Source organism: Paenibacillus curdlanolyticus YK9, assembly GCF_000179615.1.
Taxonomy (GTDB): Bacteria; Bacillota; Bacilli; order Paenibacillales; family Paenibacillaceae; genus Paenibacillus_T; species Paenibacillus_T curdlanolyticus.
This window is the reverse complement of the sequence record NZ_AEDD01000002.1, coordinates 173,867-199,400: the sequence shown is the minus strand read 5'-3', so window position 1 is coordinate 199,400 and position 25,534 is coordinate 173,867. Positions and strand designations below refer to the sequence as shown.

General features: G+C 50.7%; 23 protein-coding genes. 4 read left to right on the top strand and 19 right to left on the bottom strand.

Annotated features, from left to right (window positions below):
- Nucleotides 1-47 precede the first annotated feature (47 nt).
- Nucleotides 48-1,436, top strand: a complete 1,389-nt coding sequence (locus tag PAECUDRAFT_RS04255; protein ID WP_006036874.1) for an MFS transporter — start codon at nucleotides 48-50, stop codon at nucleotides 1,434-1,436.
- 60 nt (nucleotides 1,437-1,496) lie between these two features.
- On the opposite strand, the gene PAECUDRAFT_RS04250 is transcribed toward PAECUDRAFT_RS04255, so the two are convergent.
- From PAECUDRAFT_RS04250 to PAECUDRAFT_RS25600, 6 genes are all read right to left on the bottom strand, one after another.
- Nucleotides 1,497-1,955 (bottom strand): DinB family protein, encoded by a 459-nt coding sequence (locus tag PAECUDRAFT_RS04250; RefSeq protein ID WP_006036873.1) that lies wholly within the window; start codon nucleotides 1,953-1,955, stop codon nucleotides 1,497-1,499.
- 14 nt (nucleotides 1,956-1,969) lie between these two features.
- On the bottom strand, nucleotides 1,970-3,961 hold the full coding sequence (locus tag PAECUDRAFT_RS04245) for a pentapeptide repeat-containing protein (protein WP_006036872.1): 1,992 nt from the start codon (nucleotides 3,959-3,961) through the stop codon (nucleotides 1,970-1,972).
- Between the two features lie 12 nt (nucleotides 3,962-3,973).
- Nucleotides 3,974-7,264, bottom strand: a complete 3,291-nt coding sequence (locus PAECUDRAFT_RS04240) for an NHL repeat-containing protein (protein WP_040711489.1) — start codon at nucleotides 7,262-7,264, stop codon at nucleotides 3,974-3,976.
- Nucleotides 7,265-7,433: 169 nt separating this feature from the next.
- Nucleotides 7,434-8,942, bottom strand: coding sequence for a malate:quinone oxidoreductase (locus tag PAECUDRAFT_RS04235; RefSeq protein ID WP_006036870.1), 1,509 nt, complete (start codon nucleotides 8,940-8,942; stop codon nucleotides 7,434-7,436).
- A 480-nt stretch (nucleotides 8,943-9,422) separates the two neighbouring features.
- The gene (locus PAECUDRAFT_RS04230; RefSeq protein WP_006036869.1) at nucleotides 9,423-9,716 is read right to left on the bottom strand and encodes a DUF3817 domain-containing protein; all 294 of its coding nucleotides are present in this window, start codon (nucleotides 9,714-9,716) and stop codon (nucleotides 9,423-9,425) included.
- Between the two features lie 100 nt (nucleotides 9,717-9,816).
- Nucleotides 9,817-10,083: a hypothetical protein gene (locus PAECUDRAFT_RS25600; RefSeq protein ID WP_144266436.1), complete on the bottom strand. Its 267-nt coding sequence runs from the start codon at nucleotides 10,081-10,083 to the stop codon at nucleotides 9,817-9,819.
- A gap of 86 nt (nucleotides 10,084-10,169) precedes the next feature.
- On the opposite strand from PAECUDRAFT_RS25600, the gene PAECUDRAFT_RS04220 reads away from it, so the two are divergent.
- Nucleotides 10,170-10,643 carry an SRPBCC family protein gene (locus PAECUDRAFT_RS04220; protein ID WP_006036867.1) on the top strand — a complete coding sequence of 158 codons (474 nt, stop codon included), beginning with the start codon at nucleotides 10,170-10,172 and terminating at the stop codon, nucleotides 10,641-10,643.
- A gap of 367 nt (nucleotides 10,644-11,010) precedes the next feature.
- Nucleotides 11,011-11,589 (top strand): hypothetical protein, encoded by a 579-nt coding sequence (locus PAECUDRAFT_RS04215; protein ID WP_006036866.1) that lies wholly within the window; start codon nucleotides 11,011-11,013, stop codon nucleotides 11,587-11,589.
- Nucleotides 11,590-11,627: 38 nt separating this feature from the next.
- Here the strand turns inward: PAECUDRAFT_RS04215 and PAECUDRAFT_RS04210 are convergent, their stop codons facing one another.
- The 4 genes from PAECUDRAFT_RS04210 to PAECUDRAFT_RS04195 form a co-directional block, all read right to left on the bottom strand.
- On the bottom strand, nucleotides 11,628-12,008 hold the full coding sequence (locus PAECUDRAFT_RS04210) for a VOC family protein (RefSeq protein WP_006036865.1): 381 nt from the start codon (nucleotides 12,006-12,008) through the stop codon (nucleotides 11,628-11,630).
- Nucleotides 12,009-12,061: 53 nt separating this feature from the next.
- Nucleotides 12,062-12,577, bottom strand: a complete 516-nt coding sequence (locus PAECUDRAFT_RS04205; protein ID WP_006036864.1) for an SRPBCC domain-containing protein — start codon at nucleotides 12,575-12,577, stop codon at nucleotides 12,062-12,064.
- Between the two features lie 32 nt (nucleotides 12,578-12,609).
- Nucleotides 12,610-12,951 (bottom strand): ArsR/SmtB family transcription factor, encoded by a 342-nt coding sequence (locus PAECUDRAFT_RS04200; protein ID WP_040711618.1) that lies wholly within the window; start codon nucleotides 12,949-12,951, stop codon nucleotides 12,610-12,612.
- A gap of 213 nt (nucleotides 12,952-13,164) precedes the next feature.
- The gene (locus tag PAECUDRAFT_RS04195; RefSeq protein ID WP_006036862.1) at nucleotides 13,165-13,917 is read right to left on the bottom strand and encodes an SDR family NAD(P)-dependent oxidoreductase; all 753 of its coding nucleotides are present in this window, start codon (nucleotides 13,915-13,917) and stop codon (nucleotides 13,165-13,167) included.
- A 252-nt stretch (nucleotides 13,918-14,169) separates the two neighbouring features.
- Here PAECUDRAFT_RS04195 and PAECUDRAFT_RS04190 point away from each other — a divergent pair, with 252 nt between their 5' ends.
- Nucleotides 14,170-15,906, top strand: a complete 1,737-nt coding sequence (locus PAECUDRAFT_RS04190; protein ID WP_006036861.1) for a fibronectin type III domain-containing protein — start codon at nucleotides 14,170-14,172, stop codon at nucleotides 15,904-15,906.
- A gap of 65 nt (nucleotides 15,907-15,971) precedes the next feature.
- On the opposite strand, the gene PAECUDRAFT_RS04185 is transcribed toward PAECUDRAFT_RS04190, so the two are convergent.
- The 9 genes from PAECUDRAFT_RS04185 to PAECUDRAFT_RS04145 all read right to left on the bottom strand — a co-directional run bounded on the left by PAECUDRAFT_RS04185 (nucleotide 15,972) and on the right by PAECUDRAFT_RS04145 (nucleotide 25,532).
- Entirely contained in the window at nucleotides 15,972-17,234 is a 1,263-nt protein-coding gene (locus PAECUDRAFT_RS04185) for an erythromycin esterase family protein (protein ID WP_006036860.1), read from the bottom strand.
- 141 nt (nucleotides 17,235-17,375) lie between these two features.
- A complete protein-coding gene (locus tag PAECUDRAFT_RS04180) occupies nucleotides 17,376-18,239 on the bottom strand; it encodes a sugar phosphate isomerase/epimerase family protein (RefSeq protein WP_006036859.1) in 864 nt (287 codons plus the stop codon).
- Complete coding sequence (locus PAECUDRAFT_RS04175; protein ID WP_006036858.1) at nucleotides 18,229-19,188, bottom strand: hypothetical protein; 960 nt, start codon at nucleotides 19,186-19,188, stop codon at nucleotides 18,229-18,231. The genes PAECUDRAFT_RS04180 and PAECUDRAFT_RS04175 overlap by 11 nt, the downstream gene beginning before the upstream one ends.
- Before the next feature lie 27 nt (nucleotides 19,189-19,215).
- Nucleotides 19,216-20,358 carry an AMP-binding protein gene (locus PAECUDRAFT_RS04170; RefSeq protein WP_006036857.1) on the bottom strand — a complete coding sequence of 381 codons (1,143 nt, stop codon included), beginning with the start codon at nucleotides 20,356-20,358 and terminating at the stop codon, nucleotides 19,216-19,218.
- A complete protein-coding gene (locus PAECUDRAFT_RS04165) occupies nucleotides 20,355-20,615 on the bottom strand; it encodes an acyl carrier protein (protein ID WP_006036856.1) in 261 nt (86 codons plus the stop codon). Before PAECUDRAFT_RS04165 ends, PAECUDRAFT_RS04170 begins: the two co-directional genes overlap by 4 nt.
- Nucleotides 20,587-22,173, bottom strand: coding sequence for a class I adenylate-forming enzyme family protein (locus PAECUDRAFT_RS24425; RefSeq protein WP_006036855.1), 1,587 nt, complete (start codon nucleotides 22,171-22,173; stop codon nucleotides 20,587-20,589). Before PAECUDRAFT_RS24425 ends, PAECUDRAFT_RS04165 begins: the two co-directional genes overlap by 29 nt.
- Nucleotides 22,170-23,930, bottom strand: a complete 1,761-nt coding sequence (locus PAECUDRAFT_RS04155; protein WP_006036854.1) for an ABC transporter ATP-binding protein — start codon at nucleotides 23,928-23,930, stop codon at nucleotides 22,170-22,172. Before PAECUDRAFT_RS04155 ends, PAECUDRAFT_RS24425 begins: the two co-directional genes overlap by 4 nt.
- Nucleotides 23,917-25,275: a glycosyltransferase gene (locus PAECUDRAFT_RS04150; RefSeq protein ID WP_006036853.1), complete on the bottom strand. Its 1,359-nt coding sequence runs from the start codon at nucleotides 25,273-25,275 to the stop codon at nucleotides 23,917-23,919. Before PAECUDRAFT_RS04150 ends, PAECUDRAFT_RS04155 begins: the two co-directional genes overlap by 14 nt.
- Entirely contained in the window at nucleotides 25,272-25,532 is a 261-nt protein-coding gene (locus PAECUDRAFT_RS04145) for an acyl carrier protein (RefSeq protein ID WP_006036852.1), read from the bottom strand. Before PAECUDRAFT_RS04145 ends, PAECUDRAFT_RS04150 begins: the two co-directional genes overlap by 4 nt.
- Between the last annotated feature and the right edge of the window lie 2 nt (nucleotides 25,533-25,534).

The following is a 25,534-nucleotide window of genomic DNA, read 5'->3' as shown; positions in this document are numbered from 1 at the left end:
AATCAATTCATGTACGATGGCTTCAAGACGATTAGGGAGGATTAGAAATGAACGTTCGCAGCAGGTTATTGTTGATATCCATTGGGCTCGGCGTGCTCTTGAACCCGTTAAATTCTTCGATGATTGCGGTCGCGCTTACTCGACTGCAGCATGCTTACCAACTTGATTTCACAGAGGTTTCGTGGATCATTTTCTCTTTCTACATTGCAAGCAGCATAGCCCAGCCTGTCATGGGCAGAGCCAGCGACTTATTCGGCCGCAGAAAGCTGTTTCTGGTCGGCCTTGCCGTAGCCTTCGCGGCATCGCTAGCAGCTCCGCTTTCCCCAGCCTTTGGTTGGCTCATCCTGTTTCGCGTTGTGCAATCCATTGGAACGAGCATGATGGTATCGGTAGGAATGGCCCTGATTCGCATTCATATTACAGAGAAACAAGCAACGGCACTGTCCATCTTGTCCATCTTCATATCTGGCGCAGCGGCCATTGGGCCTTTTATTGGCGGTGTATTGCTCCAGTGGTGGGATTGGCCTGCCATCTTTCTTGTCAACATTCCGTTCGCTGTAGCGAGCTTTGCACTGGCATGGCGGACGATTCCGAAGGATGCACCGCCCGCATTCAGCACACGCAAAATGTCCGTTAGCCAATGGCTTAATCTGGTTGATGCATCAGGCATTCTGCTTTTCACAGTTGGTCTGGTTGCCTTGCTTGCAGGCGTATTGTCGGCAAAATCGTCCGGGGAACTTACGATTGCTCATATTGCCTTCGGGTTGATTGGGCTCTCTGCATTGGGTATTTTTGCCTGGCATGAATGGCGCGCAGCATCTCCACTTATTCCGTTGCGCACATTCGCCAAATACCCGGCGATGATCAAAGTCAACATTCAATTCGTCCTTGTTAACCTGCTCTTTTATTCCATTTTCTTCGGGCTCCCGTCTTACTTGCAATTGATGCGGCATATGAGCGAATTCCATACTGGCCTTCTTATGTTAAGTCTAGGTATATGCTCGCTCGCCATTTCTCCAGCGGCAGGACGTTGGATCGATCGCGTCGGTCCTCGGCCAGCATTGCTTGCCTCCGGCGTTTTGATGGCCATAGGGTCCGTATTGATCGTGACGATGCATGAACAGATGCCTGTTAGCCGACTTTGTTTGGCTTTAGCCGCCTTCGGCATCAGCAACGGCTTAAATAATGTCGGGATGCAAGCCGCCTTGTTCCAAGCCTCTCCGAAAGAAATAATCGGCGTCGCATCCGGCATCTTTATGACCTCACGTTACATGGGGACCATCCTCTCCTCTCTGCTGTTGAGCATCGTAATGGGAGATCGGTTCACCACGGGAGCATTTCGTTTGTTAGGCATTATTCTCTTGGTTGTTGCGCTTGCATTTGTATTCATGAGCTGGCGGCGGCAAGAGACTGCGCTATCGGAATCAAAGCGCTGAGAAACAACAAAAATCCCTGACCTCTGTAAAGGGCAGGGATTTTTGTTATCTTGGTTTTAATTAGGACAATCTTGAAAATAAAATAAAATCAACGGCTTCCGGCTGAACAGACGATTCCCGCAGCACCCGATTAATTTGTCCACGATGGTATTGTCCGTGAAGGGCGACATGCGTCAGAATGTCCCGAATTGACGTTTGAAACGCGACTCCGCTCTGATTCACGTAGGTGATCATGTCGTCCAAACTCTCTTCAGTCAATCGTTCCATATAATCGCCATAACGCTGTTCGTTGCTGGCGACCGCCTCCTCCAGCGAAGCCAAATCCGCGTCATCGGTCCAGAGTCGAAGGTGTGTGCTGCTCTCCCCGTTCAACCGCATGATCCATGCTTGCTCCGCAATCACATAGTGGCGGAATAGGTTAAGCGCTTCTTGCGCTTGCCCGTCACATCTTTGAATCGCGCTCAGAAGCTCGCGATTCGCCCATATTTGGTGCTCAAGCATACGTTTTATCGTTTTCATCCCGTTCGCCTCCTTTATTCAGAGCGCTCATTCTGTGTCGGCCACTTATGCATCGGAGCATTGTCGCTATGAAGCTTCTCGCCGATGCACGGCCCAGATTGGCTGCTCGGGCATTTGGTCGCATGATCCGTCGCCTTGGACGGAATGCGGGTTGCCGCGTAAGGGACAGGCATCGTGATCGGTTCGCCTTCGATCACTATCGTGACTTCCAGAATGCCATCTGCTTCGGAAATTGCCGCATCATTCATATTGGCTGCATAGAGCACGCTATCCTCGAAGTCGACGCCTTGAAGACAAGCTCTAGCGAGTGAGGCATTGGCCCCATAATAGGGAGATAGATTGGACCCCCGGATGACGCAGTTGACCAAGCAAGCATCAGAGAAGTTCGCGCCTCGCAAATTGGATACGTTCTTGAAATTCATGCCCGCCAGATAAGCGCCATTGAATTTGACAAGCGGCATCTCTGCATTCGCAACGCTCGCCTCTTGCCCGTAGAAATAGCAGTGGGAAAAATCCGCCCCTGTTAAATTTGCGCGGCTAAAGTCAGCATTCATCAAGCTTGCTGCAAAAAATACAGGTGCCGGCATATCGCCAATCCCGCCCGCAAGAGCGCCGGTAAACTGCGAAAAATCGAGATTGGACTTGCTGAAATTAACGCCCCTCAGATCGGAATCCTGGAAATTGGCGAATTGCATCGTTTGCTTCTGCAGCTCGAGACCCGACAACACGGCGTGTCGAGCCTCCAGCCGATTGTCAACATCGGATAAAACGTCTGGTAGATCCGTAAGGCGCGCGTTGCTTAGATCCAAGAAGCTCCATCTTCGTTTAATGACAGAAAACGGAACGACGGCTTTGCAAAATTTGGTCAAATTGCCGGCAGCGCACGAAAACTTCGGGTATTCATCGAATAGCACATGCGTCAGATCAGTTTCAGAGAAATCCGCGCCATCGAGATTCGCGCCTCGAAAATCGCAGCCGTCCAGCCGTGCGCCACGGAATACGGCTTTGGTCAGATCTAAGTTAGCAAAGCTCGAATTCGTCAAATCCGAATGACTATAATCGACGCCTTTCATACACGTGCTTGTATCAAATTTTGCCCGGCTCCAGTTTACATTGCGTAAATTCGCCTCTGTCAAATCCGTTCCGTAAAATTCCGTTGCATCCAGCTCGGCGCCATTCAAATCCGCACGCGTCATATTCGCATGGTTGAATCGTGTACTGGTAAGCTTGGCACGGGACAGGCTTGCTTGCTTGAAGCTCGCCCGCTCGAAGGAGCTGCGGCTCAAATCGGCATCGCTCCAGTCCGATTCGCTAAAATCGTTGCCGTTCAGCATGGAGTCCTGAACCTGAATGCTCGTAAGCTTCGCTTTTCGCAGCGTACACTTCATCATAAAAGAATGATTCATCTCGGCATGATTAAAGCTTGTTTCATCCAGATTAAGCTCGAACAATTGGCGACCGGAAAAAGGCAGCGAGTCGTAATTGCATCCCTTGAAGCTGCGCCCCGGAATGAGCGGCGGCAGCGTATATTGCGGGTAGGAGCGTGGAAACAGCTCCTTCGAGACGGAGAAGCCATTCGGCACGGAGACAAACGCTAATCCGAACACGTTCTGTTTCTCGCCGTTGATATCCGCTTGAAAGACGAAGCCTTTCTCCGGCTCGTTATGGGAATCATATTGCAGCGATACTGGCGTAGCCTCTCCTCTTAAATAAGTCGTAAAACCCTGCTTGATATTATCTTTCCAGTCGCGGAACCCAATCCACCTGCCGTTGGATGCTTGAAGATAATAGGTCCCGCCCGTTCCGAATAGCGTTACAATACTTCCTGCATTCGGCTGATCGGCAAACAGAACTTCCTCGTCGTTGACGAGCGTTAAATATTTGAGGCCCCATTCGATCTGCCTCGTAAATAGGTCGACCCCCACTGCTGTCGCCAGTCGAAAATAACCCCGGGATACGAAATACAACGGCATCTCGTTCATGCCTACATCCAAGTGCTCTTGCAATTCCAGTCCTCCCTACGACGGTTTCGGCGCCGGCGGAATCCATAAGCTGATCGACGGTTCCGGACGTCCACTCGGCGCATAAATCGTTTCGTAATTGAGCGCAAACACGTTGCGGATGAGATCGACGGTAATTTTGGACGCCGCGACGCCTTTGGTACGAACGAGGAAAGATCCGTCCGGCTTATAGATGTCCAACCGATAATCATTCGGGTCAGCGCCTTCGCCTGTATAAGACAGAACATAAATATAGCCCTTCGCTTCCATTGCAAGGTCCAAGTAATTCGTCTTCGCGCCTGGATCGACAAGCGGGAACCAGGAACGCTCTTTGCTCTCCTGTCCGAAGCTCTTGACCGGATTGCCGTGAATATCGAATGCCTGCACGCGGTTATTAATGCTTTCCAGTATCATAATACGCCCGTCGAGCGATGTTCCAATGCCCCTCGGCCCATTGATAAGCCCTTCACGGAAGCCCTCTCCTGATGCTGGCACGGCAAAGGTTGCATGCTCGTCATCCGATGGCGCTCCCGGCAGCTGGAGAATTTCCAGTTTGTTAATTGTATAGTTGATGCCGATAACATATCCCTGCGGATGAACAACAAAGCGATCAAGCGGGCTGATGAACCGTCCCCAGCTCTGTTTGCCATCCGTCTTTGGCTTCTCGTCATGCTTCAGCTCCAGCTTGCGCAGATGGAACCCGCCTTGCGGATTGTTATAACCATCGTAGGTACCGTTCGAAGAATCGATGTAGAAGTTGCGCCCTGACTTGTCCTCTGGACTTGCGACGTCATAGACGATGCCGCTTGGCTGGCTGAAGCCAACCTCAGGATGCCAGTGCGAACGCGACGGCTCCTGTAAAGTAGATAGATTTTGTACCGTGTACATCGCTTGATCGGAAACAGGCGCATCAGGGCGATCCGCTGGCAAATGCAGCCCGGTCGCTTTCCAGCTGTAACCGACCATCGCAGGCTTCTGCGTCGTCGTAATGTGGCCGTTCTGCACATCGATGGCATGCTCGGGATCAGCCGATGCGTTCTTAATCGTCTGCTTCGGCGCCTGAGCCGTTGCTTCCCAGACCGGAATGCCTTCGCGATACGCGATTTTTTGCTTATGCTCATAGATCGAATCTACGGTAAGCGGCACAGCGTGCGTTCTGATCTGAATGTTTGTCGTCAGCAGCGGTCCGTCCGTCCCTTTGGCCTCCATCCAGCCGCCGCTCTCTCCTTGTCCGGCCAGCCAGCCGTTCTTGGCATAGAAGAACACGTAGATTTTGAGCTTGCCTGCTGCGGGAACATCCTTGAACGTGACCGTAAACGGGTCGCTCCGCGTCGGTCCTGTCAAATCGTATTTCTGCTCGACCGCAGGTGTGGTCACGTTCGTATCGTACATGACGGCGATCCGGTAGCTCGTGGCAAGATCCGGGAACTTATGCGTGGACGGATCTGGCGTCAAGTTGATTTTCAGATCGATCGTGCGGGTAAAGTCCGTCTTGTAAATGCTTTGCGTGGAAAGACAAGCGATCGTCGTCTCCAGCAGCTGCGCAGCGGTCGTTAGCCCATTGAACACATTCATCGCCAAGTCAGCACCCGGAAGAATTCTGCCAAGCAGCTTGCCGAGCGCGCTCTCCCCCAATTTTTCCAGCAGATAGGGACCCAGCTTCGTAATGAGCAGCTTCGGGAGGACGAAGCCAATCCATGGCGCTACGGCATTGATCACGTTCCGATCATGTGCGATGTCATATAAGATTTTTCCAGTAGCAATCAATATGCCAATTTTTATAATATCAGCGACCGTCTTTTCATCCTTCATAATTTCCTTGACGATTTTGTTCGTGACGGCAGATGATCCGATGATGAAAATCGAGATTGGAACGATCACGTCGATAATAATCGTAAGCAGCGCTCCGACCAATGCGATGCGGATTTCCGGGTCATTCATGACATCTCCGATATTGAAGCCAAGGCCTCCCCATAAAATCCGAACTGTAGAAATGTGGGTATCGAGCACAGGCAGTTGGAAATGCGTCGGGTCGGGCATCAGCATGCCGATTGGTAAGCCGCAAACCGTTGTGACAGGCCCTACAGTTCCAACGAATCGAGTCTCTTTGCGAGGCTCAAATTGATCGAAAAATTCGGCTGGCAAAATGCTGCGCAGCGTCGAATGAAGCACCTGATTCCACTGCTCGTCGGATAGCTCAATTCGTTCTCCATTCGGATTTAAAAACTCGACATAGGCGGATAAATGTCGCGCCAGCCGGTTATAGCCCGTAACGTTCAATACCTTTTTTTCTTCATCGAAGACCGGATCGCCTACGGAGATGCCCCATGACGTTTTCGGCCCCTTCACGCCCCAACGCACGGAAGCATCCTTCTGTTCGCCAGCTTGAAGCGGTGCCGGCTTCGATTGGCTGATATGCTCCGCTTCTGCATTATAGCTATCCGACGTAACGCCGTAATGCGCTTCCCACATTTGTCCTTCGAGCTGCTTCGCGTCCTGCGCTTTCTTAAGCGCCCAGCTGAGCGGCCCGTTCAGCGCTGCCTTGACGGCAGGATGAAGCGTCCGCGTATAGAGAAACTTGCTTTCGTCATCTGGGTCTTTGTAAGGCTCGCCGTTCTCGTCGACCACCTTCTTCCACTCCGACCAGTCCTCTTTCAGCTTGTAAATCGTAAGCGCAAGATCCTGCAGATACGGATTCTGGTTAAGCAGATGCTCATGCACCCACGCCGGATACTCCGAATTGCCATCCAGATGAAGCAGGCCGGGATGCTGATACAAGAGTGCAATCGCCGTCTCTCGCGCTTCCTTGAAGCTGAAAGCCTGTACCAATAGCTGAGCGGGGTGAATCGGCTCATTGACGGCGGAAAGCTGCATCGAATCTAGGCCGTATTGCACCAGCTTCGGGTGGAGCATGCCGTTACTTCCCTGATTGGAAGCAGAATGCTGCATCATTCGGAAGCTCGTTTCCGGAATATGGACCGACATGGCGACCGGCAAGTCTAGCTCCTGACCATCGACTACGACTTTTTTGGTAATGCTCATAAGGGCGACGAGATCGGCGGATAACTCTAATTCATCCGTATAATGAGTCAAATGGTCATCCGGAACAAATCGGTAAAACGGCTGGTTCGATCTTGTTTGCCGAATAGAATCGGAGTCATGCCGCTTGAGCGGATATTCACGCAGCCCGATCTGCAGCGTATACGCTTCTTCCAGATCAATATGCTGCAAATCAAAATGAAAGGCATGCTTTAAAAGAGCTGTGGCATTATTGGACTGTTGCATGAAGTGAACATACCCTTTCTGCATTGTAAATTCGCCCATTAAATGGAATGAGCGTAAATCTAGTTTAGCATATGAAATGGTAGAGTAGTAAATTGAAAATCCAAAAAATGCAATAAAAAAAGCCGCAATATTTGCGGCTCTTGAATAGTCGAACAATATAGCGAATGACCGTTTGCACGGTCATACGTTGTCATTAGTGTTGTGCAACTTCTAATGGTTGGTTCTGGCTCAAGCCCAGCGTTTGTGCCGTTGAAGCATGGATTTCCTTCAGAAGCTCAGGGTTTTCCATCAACGACTTGCCATACGATGGAATCATTTCTTTAATTTTCGGCTCCCAAGCTTTCATGTGCTGCGGGAAGCATTTGTTCAGAACTTCAAGCATAACGTGAACCGCTGTAGATGCCCCTGGCGAAGCTCCCAATAAAGCGGCGATCGATCCGTCTGCCGCGCTGATCACTTCTGTGCCGAATTGAAGCGTGCCTTTGCCAGCTGGCGTATCTTTGATGACCTGCACGCGTTGGCCGGCAACGACCAGATCCCAATCCTCGACTTTGGCTGTCGGGATAAACTCGCGCAGCTCCTCCACGCGTTTCTCCTTCGACAGCATCACCTGTTCGATCAGATATTTGGTCAGCGACATGTTCTTGGCGCCTGCCGACAGCATCGTCACGAGATTATCCGGCTTAACGGAGGTGATCAAATCGAACATCGAACCGTTTTTCAAGAATTTTGGAGAGAAGCCGGCAAATGGGCCAAACAACAACGATTTTTTGTTATCAATAAAGCGTGTATCCAGATGCGGAACGGACATTGGCGGCGCTCCGACCTTTGCTTTGCCATATACCTTCGCATGATGCTGCTCGACAATTTCAGGCTTGTTGCATACCATAAACAGTCCGCTTACCGGGAAGCCGCCGATATGCTTGCCTTCCGGAATGCCGGATTTCTGCAGCAGATGCAAGCTTCCTCCGCCGCCGCCGACAAAGACGAATTTCGCGCGATGCGTCTCCACGATGCCGCTTGCGTTGCGCACTTTCAATTCCCATTGGCCATCGTTCGTACGCTTCACTTTGTTTACGCTATGATTATAGTTTATCTCGACTTTTTTCGATTTAAGGTGATCAAACAACATGCGCGTTAGTGCGCCGAAATTGACATCCGTGCCGGAGTCGATTTTGGTTGCTGCGATTGGCTCATTCGCCGGGCGATCCTTAAGAATAAGCGGAATCCATTCCGCCAGCTTTGCAGGGTTATCGGAGTATTCCATTCCTGCAAACAATGGGTTATTGGACAACGCATCAAAACGTTTCTTCAAAAACTTCACGTTTTGGTCGCCAAGCACCATGCTCATATGAGGGATCGGCATAATAAAGTCTTGCGGATTTTGGATGAGCTTGCTTTCCACCAGGTAAGACCAGAATTGCATGGAAAGCTGGAATTGCTCGTTAATTTGGATTGCCTTGCTAATATCGACGGTTCCGTCTGCTTTCTCTGTCGTATAATTAAGCTCGCATAATGCAGCATGCCCCGTACCTGCATTATTCCATTCGTTCGAGCTCTCTTCTCCTGCGCTTTCAAGCTTCTCGAATACTTTAATGTCCCAGTCCGGTACTAACTCCTTCAGTAGTGACCCCAAAGTTGCACTCATAATACCGGCACCAATTAAGATAACGTCTGTTTGTTTAGTTTGTATGCTACTCATATTTACCGTCCTTATATCTACGATTTGCAGAAAGGATGCAGGCGATCCTGCTTAGGCACCGCCGCAAGCCAAAGCGCGGCATTGTTGCCCTTCATTTCTGTATCAAAATTTAATATCGATCAAATAATAACCTTATCTAGTGTATCACTATTGGTTGTAGATTTAAATGATTGCGCAAATCCTTGTTTCATTTTTTTTCGTTTATTCACCTGTCCGTCACAGGTCGCTTCCACTTCATAAGCCGCTTTCCAAATACCATCTAAAAGCCAAAAAGAATGCCAATGCCATAATGGACTTTATGTCTTTCTAGTATGGTTCAGCCTCATGATGTCGTATACCTTATTCCTATCCATATTCGCTCGTACATGTTCTGCAAAGCCGCTCCAATCCATGCAGCAAAAAAGCCCTGCGCGAGAGAAGTTCGCACAGAGCCAAGCTGATGGTGCCAACATAATTGTCGAGTAACTGAACGTGTAAGCTTTACTTGGTATCCCGCATGATACGGCGCTCCAGCACGAACGGTCCAAAAGGCAGGAAGGCTGCCAAAATTCCGCCCGCAATGCGCAGTACCTTCCAGCGGTATAGAGCGGCCATGACAAAAATCCCAATGATATAGGCTGCGAAAAACACGCCGTGAATCATGCCAGTGACGGTAACCATTTGCGGTTGATCCGCAGCATATTTCAACGGAATCGCAATGCCGAGCAGGATCAGAAACGAAATACCTTCAAGATAACTGATGTAGCGAAACGATTTGAGTGCCGCCTGCTTCATTTGAATAGGAACATCCCTTCCATTTTGCTAGAATTGATTTTTGCAAGAATCTTTACTATTAATATACCGACCCTAGCGAATGAAAAGCAAATCGGCAGCCTTATTGCCTTTCACGAAACTTGCGAATACATACCGAACAAGCGGACCTACAAGCAGCAGTTGAAGCGGAAAAGCAAAAATGACATTTTGGAAGACGAGTCATAAGTACCATTCCGCTCACCATCAAGAAGGCGAGAATGAGAATAACGAGCAGCTTCTTGGATTTGTCATAGGGCAGCGCAAAGGCAATCTTCTTCGCAATCGGGGCACCGATAAACAGCTCTACGATCGACGCGATCATAAAGACCAGCAGCAGCTTTGTACGCACGATTATACGACTCATACTTGCATATTGAAAGTACGTAGACTATACTCACTAGTGAAGTTAACCAAAATTAGGAAGGTGTTGCCCTAATGAATCCGAACTACAGTACTTCTTTTACCGTAGACCAAAGTCCCGAAGAAGTCTTCGCCGCCATCAATAACGCTCGGGGATGGTGGTCGGAAGATCTAGAAGGCAGAACCGATGTGCTTGGCGAATTTAAGCACCATTACCAAGACATTCACCGCTGCACCATCCAAGTGGCTGAGCTTATTCCTGGCGAGAAGGTTCGTTGGCACGTGACAGACAACTACTTCAACTTCGTAACGGACAAGAGCGAATGGAAGGATACCGACATTGTCTTTGAAATCGCCAAAAATGGCGACCAAACCGAGGTCCGCTTTACGCATGTTGGTCTAGTCCCCTCGTACGAGTGCTATAACGTATGTTCAGACTCATGGGGCACTTATATCAATGGAAGCCTGCGCAGTTTGATTACGGAGGGTAAGGGCCAGCCCAATCAGAGCGAGCGAATCGCAAACAAACATGGTTTGGAAAACGCTTAGAAATCCCCCTTTGATACACTGATGCTCGGCGCTTAGCAACTATGGTTATACCAAGCGATTTCGCTGCCTCTTTTGAAAGCGTCGAGCAGAGTTTTACATGCCTATATGTTAGCTCTGAATGGCGGAGACCTCGGTTTGAACGCAGGTTCATCGCTCTCTTTGGATCGTAAAAAACGTATCGACCCCGCCGCGTATCCAAGCTTCATCCACTTGGAAAACCCGCTCGACATTGGCGGAGATGATTACTAAACGGGGAATGTCCAGTAGCTTGGCATTGTGTGTGGATCGCATTTCGTACAGCAACTTGGCCTTTCAAATTAAATCATAGACGGGTGCTATCAATCTTCGGAAGGTGTGAAATCGGGATATGATCTATTTGAAACAAAAAACCGATCATGAGGTTTGGTTTTTTGAAGTGGATGATACAGGTGCGGCTTATCGCCAGATGCTGGTAAGCGACACAATCAGTAAGAGCTCCAATCGAAAGCAAAGCGAATTCTTTCTTTCCGATCAATCCCTGCCGCTTGATGATCCTAGCCTAATTCAGATTAATAAGGCAGAATTTGATACGGTATGGTTCGAAATAAACAGCCTTCAGCAGGAGTCTTGGCTTAAGCTAAAAGAGCTGCTTCCAGTCGGAACGCTAGTTGAAGGGTACATCGAAGCTCTCTATCCTCAAGGGGTTATAGCCACGATCCCCGATTACGAAGCTTTAGCCATTGCCGAATATGAAGACTGTGCTGCTAACTCTGCATCAGCCAATCTGCATGTAGGGCTATTCCTCACTGCAATAGTTGTCTGGTATGACGATGTGAACGACTGGATATGCTTGGGCGCCCCATCGATTCTCGGTCATGAGCATCCTGACTTCTTAAAGCAACAAACAGAAGCGCTCCATGCGCTCATGAACCGTCCAACGCAAAAACGCCACCGCGCGAAGCAGTGACGTTTTAATCCCCATATTCAATGCCATGAATAATGCGATTACTTCTTTTCCATTACCGCAAAGTAGTTGTTCTCATCGTCGGCAAAGTTGAACACGCGCCCGCCAGGAATGCTGACCAGATCTCCGACCGTGATGTCTTTTTCCTTGAACGATTGATACAGGCTATCAAGCTCGTCAGTGAACAGCATGATCGATGGCGTTCCGAGGTTAAGCTCCGGCTGCATCTGCGCAATGAATTGTTTGTTGTGCAGAACGAAGGTCGTTTGCGCACCCTTTACTGGGGCAATCTCAATATAACGGAATCCTTGGCCGTTGTCCTCTTCCGAAACGACGACAAACCCGGCCTTCTCCGTCCAAAATCGTTTTGCTAAGTCTTGGTCATTCACATACAGCATAATTTGGCCAATTTGATTAATCATGATAAACACTCCCTATTGTTTAGATAATAGCTATGATCATGCCTGTCATGCAGCTACTTGACTTCGTTTAAGCGCTCTTCCAGACGGTCCCACGTTTCGGTAATGCCTTGCAGCATGCCCATGTCCATAACGGTTTTGAGCGCCTCTGCCGAGACATACACGCCACGGTTGACCAGTCTGGTTTTGCCGCCTTCCTCAATAAAGGTTAGCGTAACATCGGTAGACGGCATTTCCGGATTTTGGCTCCCTTCCGCATCCGAGAAATAATCGGTGTAGCTGAACATATCCGGTTCGGCAATCTCCCTATAGATTCCTTTGCCCCAAGACTCCATGCCGTAGAAATCGCCATGGCTCTTATCTACACACTTCATACAATAATGCCATACGCCGCCCGGACGAAAATCGACAGTGCATACAGGAAGCTCCCAGCCTCTCGGTCCCCACCAGCGTTTAAGATGCTCAGGCTCCTTGAACATTTGGAATACGAGCTCGCGAGGCGCATCGAATACGCGCTCCAGCACCAGCACATTTTCATTTTCTACTCTTGATACCATCGCTTGATTTGACATTGTAATTCCTCCTCATTGAATGAATGATTGGTTTATTTGTCCTTGTTTTGCAGTTCCCTTAAGTATTCCTCCAAATTGTCGAATCTTTCTTCCATCAGCTTCCGAAATGAGCTAAGCCAACTATCCAGCGCTTGAAACGGTTCGAGCCGAAGCTTGTAAATCCGTCGATTGGCATCCGCCTTCACTTCCAAAATCCCGCTTTCGCTAAGCACCTTCAAATGCTTCGAGGCTTGTGGCTGGCGCAGCTGTAACCGGTCGGCGATTTCCCCCACGGTCAGAGGCCCATCACGCAAGAGCTCGACGATTGCCATACGATTAGGCTCAGCTAATGCGCCTAGCGTCGTCACTTCCTTGCCCGAATTGTTCTCTGGCATGCCGCTCACCCCGTTATGTACTCGTTTCCCTTATTCGCTTCAGCTCCTTCGACGCATTGCTGTTTTCTTGTTGAATTGAATATACCTCATAAGGAATATTCCTGTCAAGGAATATATAAAAAATGTCAAAGGCGCGCCGTTTCCAACGCACTCTTGTTGACCGTGGGCATTTGCTACTTTTGCTCATAATCGAAATTCAATCGCATTAATTCTCTACTCCTCATAAATCATCTTACTAGTCATGCCTCCATCAACGACCAGATTCGTCCCTGTCACGAAATCATTGTCCGGGTCGGTCAAATAGAAGCACGCGCGTACGATATCATCCGGCTTGCCTACACGCTGGGCAGGATGCTGGCGATGGTCAATCTCTCTCAATTGCTCGTAATCCCCCGTCTCGATCCATCCCGGGCTAATCGCGTTCACGCGAATCCGGTCTGGACCAAGCGAAACAGCCATGGCATGCGTAAGCGCAACAATCCCGCCTTTGGAAGCGGCGTAAGCTTCCGTGTCAGGCTCTGACATGAGCGCACGCGTCGAAGCCAAGTTGACAATGGCGCCAGCGCCAGCTTTCTTCATAAGCTTGGCTGCTTCTCGCGCGCATAGAAACGTTCCCCGCAGATTCGTATTCAGCACGCTGTCCCATTCCTCAATCGTCAGGTCAAAAAGCGATTTCGTAATACCGAACCCCGCGTTATTGATCAAAATATCCAGATGCCCGACTGTTGACTCCAACCAGACGAAGCAGGCCGCAATCGCGTTCGCATCACTCAGATCTACAACCCGCCATAAGGGCTCCACACCTGCATGCTGAATAAGCTGGACGGTCTGGCGCAACGCCTCCTCTTGCTTATCGACGAGTATGACATTTGCGCCATGCTTTGCGTATGCGAGCGCTAATTGTCTCCCGATGCCAGCACCAGCGCCTGTGATCATTACGTTTCGGTTTTGAACATTTATTTTCATGAAAGAATAGCTCCTTTGCTGCTGTCCGATAGGGTTTGTTCCTATGCTTTGTAATGGCTTACTTCCATCTTACTTCGTTCTCCAACCGATTGCCACGATCCCTCTGCTCCGCATGAAAGTCCAGTAAATCCAGCGCGTCACTAGATGAATAAATTGTATCCCCGAATGAGATATTTTTCCTCTTGAGAGCTAGTCTTTACCATTTGATAATATAACCGCAAGCATAATTCCAAATGAAGACAGGAGGAGTTTATGTTGAAAGCTATTCAAGATTTACGCATCACACGCACCTTATTAACGCTCGTACTATCCATCGCACTCGTGCTCGTATTCATTCCAGCCGCGGCATCTGCCGCCGATCGGGGCGCTTGGGCGCCCAATGTCTCCTATGCTGTGAACGACACCGTCACGTACAGCGGCACGACGTACAAATGTATTCAAAGCCATACGTCGCTGGTTGGCTGGGAACCGCCAGTTGTACCCGCGCTATGGGGACCTGTAGCTGGCGGCGGCGACGTGACGCCTCCAAGCGTGCCGACGAACTTGCGCGTCACCGCAACGACTTCATCCAGCATTGCACTCGCATGGAATGCATCGACGGACAACGTCGCGGTTACCGGCTATGATGTGTACCGCGGTTCGACGCTCGTAGGCAGCACGGCGAGCGGAACGCTTGCCTTCACCAACACTGGCCTGAGCGCCAACACCTCTTACTCGTTTACCGTTAAAGCGAAAGACGCAGCAGGCAACCAATCTGCAGCAAGCGCTGCGGTATCTGCAACGACACTCACTTCAACCGATGTAACCGCCCCTTCCGCGCCAACGAACCTTCATTCGACCTCTACTACTTCTACCAGCGTATCCTTAGCATGGAATGCTTCGACAGACAATGTCGGCGTAACGAGCTATGATGTGTACAGAGGCTCCACGCTTGCCGCATCCGTTTCTGGCACTACGGCAGTCGTGAGCGGCCTGTCCGCTTCAACCACTTACTCCTTCACCGTTAAAGCCAAGGATGCAGCGGGCAACCAATCCGCAGCAAGCTCCGCATTGTCCGTGACGACCGGGCCGACCGATCCGGGCGGCGGCGTCCTTCCGAAGCATACGCTGACCGGCTACTGGCAAAACTTCGTGAACGGCGCGACGAACCTCAGACTTAGCGCAGTTCCGAGCCAATACGATATTATCGTCGTATCGTTCGCCGATATGGATGTGAACAATCCGGGCGGCGTTACCTTCAACGTTGACTCCGGCTTGTCTGCCGCGCTTGGCGGCTACACGAACGCTAATCTGATTAGCGACATTAGCCAGAAGCATGCGCAAGGCAAGAAAGTCATTTTATCGATCGGCGGCGAAAAAGGCAATGTGAACCTCGGCAGCGCCTCGCCGAACGTCAATAACTTCGTCAACAGCATGTATGGCCTGATCACGCAATTCGGCTTTGACGGCATCGACATCGATCTGGAAAACGGCTTGAATGTCGCGAACGTCACATCCGCCGTACGCCAGCTCCAGCAAAAGGTCGGCTCCAGCTTCATCCTGACGATGGCGCCGCAGACGATCGACATGCAAAGCCAAAGCTCAGCTTACATGCAGCTCTATAACAATTTGAAAGACATTACGTCGGTCATCAATGTCCAATACTACAACTCCGGCTGTATGCTCGGCCGCGACGGCAAATGCTATTCCCAAGGAACGGTCGACTTCCTGACTGCCCTGTCCGATCTGACGCTGCAATGGGTTGCGCCATCGCAATTGGGCATTGGCGTTCCGGCTACCACGTCTGCGGCTGGCGGCGGTTATGTAAGCCCTCAAGTAGTCAACCAAGCGCTCGGCTGCTTGGCAACGGGAACGAACTGCGGCTCGTATAAGCCAGTTGCCAAGTATCCGGACTTCCGCGGTGCGATGACGTGGTCGGTAAACTGGGATGCTTCGAGCGGCTACAATCTTGCGAATACGGTGAAGCCGTTCCTCGTGAGCATGCCGTAGTTTCTTGGGAGCGCAAAGCAAGCTAGCACCGAACAGGTGCTAGCTTGTTTCATTCGATATAAGCACTAAGGGTGTACGACCATTTTAGACAAAGGTGTCAATGCATGCGTCTGATCAAAGTAAATAAACGCATCATATCGCTTCGAAATAACGGTTGGCACATAATTGCCTCGTTCGCGTTCCGGATGATAGACGACGCCGATCGCCCGGTGGCCGAGTGTGACTTCATCTAGCTCCTTCGCGCGCTTATCGAATAAAAGAATCTTATCCTCGGCTCCTGACCGATGAAGGAGCTCCTCCCAGCTGTTCGAAATCGCTTTAGGAACCTTCATTTCGGACAGCGGCGCTCCCCATGATCTTCCGGCTACGACGGTGCCTTGGTACGTGCCATAACCGATTGCAAAAACCTCTTCATTATATTTCTCGCGCAGCAGCTGACCTACATTCACCATGCCTTCTTCCGCCATATCCGTCCATCGGGCATCGCCGATATGCGTATTGTGCTCCCAAACAATGGCGCGAGCCTCATTGCCGTGAAACGCCATCAGCTTCGCTAACGCTTCGACCATATGGCGATCTCGAATGTTCCAAGACTCCGCATCATGCCGGATCATTGTGCTATAATAAGCCTCGGCCCCCTGCACGGCGAGTGCATTCATTTCTGCGCTCAGCGCTTTCTCCCGATCATCCTGCCCTACTTCCTTCCACTTGTTTTGGAGCGTGCGAAGCAAATCCACAACCTCCCCGTGGCAGCCTTCACCATACAAGGATGCGGATACGCCATATCGCTGCTCATCTCTGCCATGCGGCTCAAAGCACTCAAAAGCTCGTTTGGCAGCTTCCAAATCTGAACCCGGCTTCGATTCGAGATACTTCATAATCTCATCCAATGATTCCCACAGGCTGTACATATCCAGGCCATAAAATCCGACCTTCTCTGCATCCGCCTTGTCGGCATTATAGCTTCGAAGCCATTGCGCCAATTCGGCAATCTCGCGATTTGCCCACATCCAGGACGGCCAACGGACAAAATCCTGCAAGGCGTCGCGCACGTCATCCCCTGTATTGGAATAGCCTTTGACATACCGGTTCAAGGTGTAACAAGAAGGCCAATCTCCCTCAACCGCAATAAACCGAAACTTGTGATCGGTAATGAGCTGCTTGGACCATGCAACACGATCGGTATAAAATTCAGATGTGCCATGCGATGCTTCACCCAATAAAACAAAACGCGATTTACTCGCTCTTTCCATGACGCTTGTCGCTTCTTCCGGTCCCGTGTAAGTCCTAGCTAGTCTAGCTATGGCTTGCAGCACATGGTGTTCCATGCTTAACTTTCCCTCTCTTCTCTATCCCCTGAATTTAACAAATGAAGTTTGTTCCGATACGCATTTGTTTATTCAGATCAAACAGAAACCCCGCCTCCGGTCTGGCCGGAGTACGGGGTTGTTCGTTTCATTCAGCGCAGCTTAACCGATTCGCGTCACGGTCTTTCCGATTTCATCCTCTACCTGCCTAAGCCAACGCATTTCTTCCTTCAACTGATGGTAAGGATCGTCCCCGAACCACTCAATCGAAGCGGAAAATGGCGTCTGGTCCAGCTCCAGCAGCTTCACGATCTCTGAGAAGGAAAGCGCGCCTTCACTTAAGGAGACGATTCCTTGCCGATGTCCGCTTGGCGAATAGACATTATCCGGAGCGAACACGCTCAGGCTATCGCGGTCGCGGACATTTTTGAAATGAAAATGGTGAACCCAAGGCTTAAGCTTTCGATAAGCCTCCTCTGGCGAGCAGTCTGCTTCCCACATATGAAGAAAATCGAGATTCAGCCGAATATACGGATGATCGGTATCTTCCAACAGCTTAAGGACGGATGGCAAACAATCGGCGTAGGTCATCGGATGTGTTTCGACGATCAGGTAGATGCCGTACGCTGACGACATATCCGCCAAATCGCGAAGCCGCTTCATGCAGCGCTCCCATTCCTCCCTCGACGCCGATTCGCTTGCCCGGTTGCCGGCAAAAATCCGCAGCTTGTTCGTTTGGAACAAGCGGGCTAAGCTAAGCAGCTCCTTCCACTTGGCTTCCTGCTCTTCGAAGCCTTCAGGCGTCAGCAGGTCAAGATAATCGCTAATCATGCCCACTTCAATCTGAAGACGCTGCATCTCCGGCACCAATCGGGCTAATCCGATTGGATCATGGCGAATGAGCGAGCGGGCATGCACGCCCCATAGCTCGATTCCGGTATAACCCGTTTTATTCGCAAAAACAACTAACTCGCGTAACGAGACAAGCTGATGGCGAAAGGAAATCGTACACAGGTTATACTTCAATCCGTTCACGCCCCTTCAGATGCAGGAAATCGAGAAACGCTTTCTCTAATGCTTTCACCGCTTCAAGCCGTTGGCGTATCGAATCGGTTAGTCCCGCCTGCGCAGGGTTGCGTTTAAATTTGATGAGCAGGAAATTGACTGTCGTCCATAGCTTGATGATCTGGTCGATCGAGCTGGCATAATGACGCAAGTCTTCCTCCTCCAACAAATGAAACGAGCGATAAATTTCGCCGATCAAGCCTCTGCTCTTAATGACCGAAGAGATCGAAATGTTGTTCCGGTCGATCCACGCATTGCGCTCGTCTACGGGACGCTCCGCCATGGCTGTCAAATCGATGCTGAATTGATCGATTGCATTGCCTTCGGCATTTGCTTCATCCAACGTATAACAGGACAAATTACGCTCCGTTTCCATCCGAATGATTGCCAGATGATCCGGTTGCTGCCTATCCGTCGGGAAAACCAAGCGATAGTACCGCAGATCTTCACGGACGCTGCTCGCGTATAATGCCTCCTCCGTCATCCCGCCGATATAATCGGCAATCGGATCAATGATCAGGTACTGCTTGGACACAGCGTCATAGCCGTAGATCAATATATAATGCTGGAAGCCTTCGGCTTCAAGCGACAGCTCGTTTCTTGGGAAAAAATCAAGCTTGGACGCATGGCACAGCATAAGCACGATCGACTGTTCATCCAAGGACTCCCGAAGGCTCACTGCCGATCCTGCATGGAGCGTTTTTTGAATGCCGAAAACCGATTCGAGATCAAGCTGGCGAACATGCTTGCCTGACATTAGCGTCCCGGCGTAATACGTTAAATTCCAATAACCGAGCAAAAAATAACGGTAATCGCAGCCGAACAAATTTAGAGCCGTCGTGATGCAAGAAGCGGCGCATTCCATTGCCGCCAGCTTTATGATTTCGTCAGGGGCTACCCTTTTTTTCATACCCGTTTTCCCCTTTCGCTCCCTCGTCTAAGACACCATGCTGACAAAAGGCTGGAATTTCCCGCTGACCGGATGCGGCGGTATCGCTGCGACGCGTTCGATCACGATGCTCGCCTGATCGGTAAGCAGGCACTGCTTAAGAAGCGTTTCCAATTTAAGCGCCGCATCATGCAGCACCTCGTCTTGCACCTCATCGGCCACGATGCGCAATCGGAATGTCGTATACGTTTCCTGCACCATCTGGAACTGCTTCATCCCGGAATCTTCAGCCAGCTGCTTATAGAACTGATCCAGGTAACGGAAGATCGAAGGCGATACGGATCGATCGGGCAAAATGATTTGGGAGCCGCGGAACGGCAATAGCTCCAAGATCAGGTTGTTCTCGGCATCACGCTTCAGCCGGCCCAAATCTCCCGTCCGGTACCGCACGAATGGCGTGCTTTTCATCACGAAGGAAGTTACGACTAAGTCTCCCGCTTCGCCCTCTGGCAGCGGCTGGCCCGTAAGCGGATCCAGCACCTCCATATACACGCTTTGCTCGTTGATTTGGAGCTGCTTGTCCTTGTTCGTGAAGGCAATGAGCCAAAGCTCTTCCATGCCGTAATAATCGAGCAGAGGAACACCGAATACCTCTTCGATTTTTTGGCGCTGCACGGGTTGAATGAGCTCTCCCCAATTTTGAACGAATCGCAGGCTGTCCGGCACGTTGAGCCCCTTCTCGGCCATATAGCAGGCGACCAAGTAAAGCGCAGAGCAGCGTCCTTGGATCATATGCGGTGCATTTCGCTCGATTTGATAGGCAAAGGAGGAAACCATGCGCGGCTCAGCATAAAGCGAGTTGCCAAGCAGCACCGAACGGTATCGCATCGGCAGCCCCCACTTTAGGCGCTGCCGCTGGATAGCCATTGACAGCTCCGCCTGCTCCTTTACCGTTTTGATGCAGCGAAATGGAATGCCTGTGCTTCCTGAAGTGAACGATTCAACCGTTGGTTCCGACATCGCTCGCGTGAATTGCTCGCGGTTCTCATTAATCATGCGTTTATCGATAAGCGGCAGCTCGTGAAACGGCAGCGACTCCCTGTCGAGTGCCTGGTAATAGGGATAATGCTGAACAAGCTCTTGCACGAGGCCTTGCAGCTTTTCCTCTACGGAAGGTGGCGACGAAATCATGCCGTTGCTCTCCCTTGAATAAAGCGAATGATCGCTTGCGCGGATTGGAAGCGGTCAGGATGCATATCGTCAACATCAAGCTCAAAGCCGAATTGCTCCTCCAGATTCGCCAACATGTCGAGAAACTGGATCGAATCCATTCCAAGATCAGTCGTCAGATTAGCGTCTGCCTCAATCGTGGCGGCCTGGCATTTTAAAATATCAGCAAGAATACTCTTCACTTTTGCTTCAAGCTCGTGTGCTGTTGTTTGCTGCATATTCCCACTCCTTAACGATGGATTGCAATGCTTTGCGGTCAAGCTTTCCCGTTGTCGTCTTGGGCAGCTGCTCGGCAATGTAGATCGCTTTGGGCCGTTGTACGGAGGTCAGCTGCGTCTGGCAAAACGCGAACAATTCGCTTCTCGCCTGCTCTGCATCCATGCAAGACAGATCCGCTACGATGACGGCAACAAGCCGCTGCCCCCACACGGAATCGGTAATGCCCGCCACTGCCGCTTCTTGTACAAGCGAATGCTCAGACAGCTGTTTTTCTACCGCTTCCGCAAAAAACGTATGTCCGCCTACATTTAACGCATTATCCTTACGCCCGGCAATAAAGAGGAAGCCTTCCTCGTCGAGATAACCCATATCGGACGTACATAATCCATGTTCGGACAAGACGGCTGAAGTGGCGGCCGGGTCGTCCCAATAGCCAAGCATAACGTTAGGGCCCTTAACGACAACCTCGCCGATCACGCCGATTTCTGCCCGAATGCCATTGGAATAAATGCTAATTTCAACGCCATCCACTGCAATGCCCACAGATTGCGGCTTATCGGCAAGCCGATGTGCGGGCAAGTACGTCACCCGCGGTGACGCTTCGGTCTGGCCATAGCAAGGCATGATCGATGTCCATGGCAGCAGCTTCTGCAAGCTGACAAGATGCTCAGGCGACACCGGTCCGCCAACGACGATCAGCTGTCGCAAGCTTCGGAGCGCTTCCGGGTCCCAGCGATTGGTCTTCAACAGCGGAACGAGCACCGATGGGACCGTACAGAGAAACGTCGTTTTGTAATCTCGAATCAACCGAACGAGCTGCAGCGGATGAAAAATGCCCTGCGTGAGATTGATCGTGGCGCCCGCCTCCAATGCGAGCAGCCATTCTCCCGTAATGGTAGAGCTGTACCCGAATGATTTGGCGATCAGCACCCGATCCTCGGGCGTCAGTTTCAAATAGCCTTGTATTGCATCAACATTGGATATAAGGTTGCGATGGCTCAGCATAATCCCCTTCGGGACGCCCGTAGAGCCGGACGATAGAAAGATGACAGCGGTATCCGGCGGCGCTTGGAAGCCGTTCTCGGCATCTAAGCTTGATTGCACATGTGCCTGCTCCGTTCCGAGCGAGTCTCCCGTTTCCCCATCAACAAGCAAGGGACCATCTGCCAGTCCTGATGAAAGCCCCTCGCCTTTCTCTCCCAAAAATTCGGCGCTCCGTGATGCCGATGTCAGCAAAAAATCTGGCTTTAAACGGCTAAGGATCGGTTCAACCTCATGCTTCTTGTAATAGGCATGAATCGGAATCGGTATGCCGCCCGCAAACACGGTAGCCATAAAGGCGATAAAGCAAGCCGGCGTTTGCTCCATCCAGATCGCCGCCATCATGCGGGAACGCGGTTTATGATGCTTCAGCTTATTTGCAATTTGCTCTGCAGCTTCCGCCATCTGAGCGTAGGACATCCAATGCGTTACCGCTGGTTCGCCGCTTTCATAATAAATGCCTCGGTCATCACGAGCGGTACGTTTGAAAAACTGCAAGAGGGACTCATGCTTCATCCGATTTTCTCCAGCAGCTCTTCTTGCTCTTGGCCAGCGACCAATGCTGCATATTTCCGGCATCGTCCGACAAGCTCCTCATGCGTTCCGCAATCAAGCACGGTTCCCTGATCCATCACATAGATGATGTCGGCATTGCGGATGATATCGAGCCGATGCGTGGAAATCAGCAGCGTTTTGCCCTTCATCGCTTGTTTGATTTGAACCATAACCTGCTCCTCCGTCTCACGGTCAAGCGCAGAGGTCGGTTCATCCAAAATAAGAATGTCTGGACGCTTCAGCAGCGCGCGCGCGATGGCAAATCGCTGGCGTTGTCCGCCGGATAACTGGAACCCTTGATGATCCACGACCGTTTGCAGCCCGTTAGGCAGCGTATCGAGCAACGATTGCAGGCTCGCTAAGCGCGCCGCCTCTTTGATCTCGTCCTCGGTAGCATCTAAGCGCCCGATGGCGATATTCTCGTATAACGTACCAGAGAACAAATAGCTGTCTTGCGAGAGGATAGCCATATGCGCGGTTAAATCGCTGCGGCTCATCTGGTTCATCGGCAGATTGCGGATGCGAATATCGCCTGCCTCTGCTTCCATGAATCCGGCAAGCGTTTTAAACAACGTCGATTTGCCCGAGCCGCTTGGACCGACGAATGCGGCCACTTGCCCTTTCCGAACCGTAATATCGATGTCTCTCAATATTTGCGTGCCTTCATAAGAAACATGGACCTGCTTGCACGATACCTCTGCGCTCTCTCCAGGGAAAGGAATGCTAACCGCCTTGTTCTTCTGCTGCGCAGCTTGCTCGACCGGCGATTCGAGGAATTGCTCGATTCGTTTCATGGCGACTTCGCTTTGCTGCATTTCGCCGAAGAAATTGTTCATCACTTGAATCGGCTGCAGTGCGTTGTTGAGGTATTGAACAGCTGCTACGAGCATGCCGACCGACAAGGTACCCGCTAGAACCTGCTTGCTTCCCATGCTATATACCGCGATGAGAATGAAGCTAAATGCGAGCGTGCCCGTTTGGCCCGAGAACATGCGAAACAACGTCTCTTTGGTGCTTACCGCCACCAAATCTTTGTACATCGATTGGTTTTTTTTGCGTTCCCAGCCTTCCAAGCCATATGCTCGGATTTCCTTGGAGCCCTCGATGCTTTCATACAGATAGGTGCCTACCTCTTCATTGTGGGAGCGTACGCCGTCCGCATATTTTTTCATCGGTTTGACGAAAATTCGCGGAATCGCCAACAGCACAGGGATGCTGGCAACCGTAATCCACCCGAGGCGCGCGTCCATATAGAAGATCATCGAAATCGCGAACAGCATTGTAAACCACTGCGTAACCATTTCAACAACGATATGGTTGAGGAAATTGCCCATCGAGGCTGTATCCCAGCCAAGCAGCGCGGAATACTTGCCTACTCCGTGCTTCTCAATCTCCGTCAGCGGGATTCTGCGAATATGAGCCAGCAGCACATCTCTTAAATCCAGCATGTGGCGAATGCCGAGGTAACGGAATAGGCCGGTGCGAATGATCGATAGCACAACCGAGCCGAGCGCGAAGCTTCCGAATAACGTGAGCAAGAAAACTAGCTTCTCTTGATGCCCTGCAATCAACACCTCGTCAATGAGATACGAGAAAATAAACGGCTGCGCCAAATTTAACGTTAACGCCAGTATGGTGCATAGGTAAGCCAAGCTCGTCAGCTTCCAATTGACGTTAATGTAAGAGGTTAGGCGCATAAATAATTTAATGCTTTGCATGACTGCACCTCCCTGCAAAATGAGCAATGATCGCTTTGGCCTGCGGCATCCATTCCTGCATCGGGGTATCAATCGGCCCGGAAGCGATGGAAACCGGTTTCTCTAGCATGCATAATAAATGATGAAGATTCTCGTTTCGGTAAATCTCCCTTAATTCGTTTACCGGGGTCATGGCTAAAGCTTTAGCATCGCGGATGGGGTAAACAAGCTGTTTGGATGCATGCTCAAGCGCTTGAACGATTTCTGGAACGATACGTTTGTAGTCGTAACGTTCGGCTGCCTTAATGGCATTAGCAGATAAAACGTTCCGCTCAATCGAATGGTTCAGCAATCGCAGCGTATGATGAATGACTAGATCGTTATCGATCTGCGGCATGCTGTCGTCTTCGTCCCAGCTGACATCCACGAGCAAGCCGTCGACACCGTCCTCCACAATATCCCGGAAACCATTCCAATTCGTGCAGACGACCGGAATTCCCCATGCTTTGGCTTCCAGCAAGTTAAATCCGAACGTTTCACCGGGATCAGTCGATAGATTAATAAGCAGGTCGGATGTTCGAAACAGCTCGATTTTGGCTTCGCCCTCGACCGGACCATGGAAGATTACGCTGTCTTGCAGCTCGTGCTTCTCCATCAAGCGCTTTAGCTTCTCCCGATACCGCTCAATCTGTTCCGATGAGTGGCCCGTATATTCGCCTGCAATGTGCAGCTCTGCATGAGGCGCATGTTCGCGAATGCTGGCAAAACATTCAAGTAGGACATCGATATTTTTCACATCTTCCAACCGACCAATCGAGAGAAGCTTGCGGCCCGTTCGGCTTGCTCTCGCAGCCTCGGTCGTTTCGCTAGCAAGTTGCTCAATGCATAACGGAATCAAGCTTGCCATTTGGTAACGGTCAGAAATTTGCAGGAGCGCTTCTCGACTTGATGGCGTGCTTGCCAGCAACACGTCTCGCTCTGTCAGCCATGGCGCAACCGCAAGCCATTGCCTCAGCCAGAACGGCGATCCAACGGAATGAGTAATGAACAGAAACCCGATATCGAGCCCCGCATAGGAACGAGCCATGAGCAGATAAGGAATCAGAAATGGCAGATTCATATAAAAGGTATTCACTTGATGCCGCTCAGCAAGCTCTTGCAAAGATGCCGCGAGCTTGTCCAGCGATTCTGGAAACCGCTCCAGCCATCGATCGACGCGCCCGCCGAACAATTTAACAAAGCTTAATGGCGGAATGGGAACAAGCTCCGTATGCTCGCCCAGGTATCGAACCCACTGATCGTCAATGGCGCGTTCATTAAGCCGGCCTGAATGCCCGCCGACGCAGCCGATTCGTAAAAGGCTCACGCCCGAGCACCGGCCTTTTCATCGATTTTCGCCATAATCTTATTCAGCGTATCGAAGTTTTCATTGAGCAGCTCGCTATCATCGAACATGACCGCATATTGCTTTTCTATCATAATAACGAGATTAATTAGCTTTACAGAGTCGAGACCTAAGCTTTGCAGCGATTCGTTCTCGTCCAGCGTTTGGGATAGATCGGATCTTCCCAACAATTCAGCGACAGCTTGTCTTAGAGAAGGAAGCCTTGGATCGGTGACCATGC

What these genes read in the sequence shown, in the direction of transcription:
- PAECUDRAFT_RS04255 (WP_006036874.1), top strand. Translation starts at nt 48, where the DNA reads ATGAACGTTCGCAGCAGGTTATTGTTGATATCCATTGGGCTCGGCGTG.
- PAECUDRAFT_RS04250 (WP_006036873.1), bottom strand. Translation starts at nt 1,955, where the DNA reads ATGAAAACGATAAAACGTATGCTTGAGCACCAAATATGGGCGAATCGC.
- PAECUDRAFT_RS04240 (WP_040711489.1), bottom strand. Translation starts at nt 7,264, where the DNA reads ATGCAGAAAGGGTATGTTCACTTCATGCAACAGTCCAATAATGCCACA.
- PAECUDRAFT_RS04235 (WP_006036870.1), bottom strand. Translation starts at nt 8,942, where the DNA reads ATGAGTAGCATACAAACTAAACAAACAGACGTTATCTTAATTGGTGCC.
- PAECUDRAFT_RS04230 (WP_006036869.1), bottom strand. Translation starts at nt 9,716, where the DNA reads ATGAAGCAGGCGGCACTCAAATCGTTTCGCTACATCAGTTATCTTGAA.
- PAECUDRAFT_RS04220 (WP_006036867.1), top strand. Translation starts at nt 10,170, where the DNA reads ATGAATCCGAACTACAGTACTTCTTTTACCGTAGACCAAAGTCCCGAA.
- PAECUDRAFT_RS04215 (WP_006036866.1), top strand. Translation starts at nt 11,011, where the DNA reads ATGATCTATTTGAAACAAAAAACCGATCATGAGGTTTGGTTTTTTGAA.
- PAECUDRAFT_RS04210 (WP_006036865.1), bottom strand. Translation starts at nt 12,008, where the DNA reads ATGATTAATCAAATTGGCCAAATTATGCTGTATGTGAATGACCAAGAC.
- PAECUDRAFT_RS04205 (WP_006036864.1), bottom strand. Translation starts at nt 12,577, where the DNA reads ATGTCAAATCAAGCGATGGTATCAAGAGTAGAAAATGAAAATGTGCTG.
- PAECUDRAFT_RS04200 (WP_040711618.1), bottom strand. Translation starts at nt 12,951, where the DNA reads ATGCCAGAGAACAATTCGGGCAAGGAAGTGACGACGCTAGGCGCATTA.
- PAECUDRAFT_RS04195 (WP_006036862.1), bottom strand. Translation starts at nt 13,917, where the DNA reads ATGAAAATAAATGTTCAAAACCGAAACGTAATGATCACAGGCGCTGGT.
- PAECUDRAFT_RS04190 (WP_006036861.1), top strand. Translation starts at nt 14,170, where the DNA reads ATGTTGAAAGCTATTCAAGATTTACGCATCACACGCACCTTATTAACG.
- PAECUDRAFT_RS04185 (WP_006036860.1), bottom strand. Translation starts at nt 17,234, where the DNA reads ATGGAACACCATGTGCTGCAAGCCATAGCTAGACTAGCTAGGACTTAC.
- PAECUDRAFT_RS04175 (WP_006036858.1), bottom strand. Translation starts at nt 19,188, where the DNA reads ATGAAAAAAAGGGTAGCCCCTGACGAAATCATAAAGCTGGCGGCAATG.
- PAECUDRAFT_RS04170 (WP_006036857.1), bottom strand. Translation starts at nt 20,358, where the DNA reads ATGATTTCGTCGCCACCTTCCGTAGAGGAAAAGCTGCAAGGCCTCGTG.
- PAECUDRAFT_RS04165 (WP_006036856.1), bottom strand. Translation starts at nt 20,615, where the DNA reads ATGCAGCAAACAACAGCACACGAGCTTGAAGCAAAAGTGAAGAGTATT.
- PAECUDRAFT_RS24425 (WP_006036855.1), bottom strand. Translation starts at nt 22,173, where the DNA reads ATGAAGCATGAGTCCCTCTTGCAGTTTTTCAAACGTACCGCTCGTGAT.
- PAECUDRAFT_RS04155 (WP_006036854.1), bottom strand. Translation starts at nt 23,930, where the DNA reads ATGCAAAGCATTAAATTATTTATGCGCCTAACCTCTTACATTAACGTC.
- PAECUDRAFT_RS04145 (WP_006036852.1), bottom strand. Translation starts at nt 25,532, where the DNA reads ATGGTCACCGATCCAAGGCTTCCTTCTCTAAGACAAGCTGTCGCTGAA.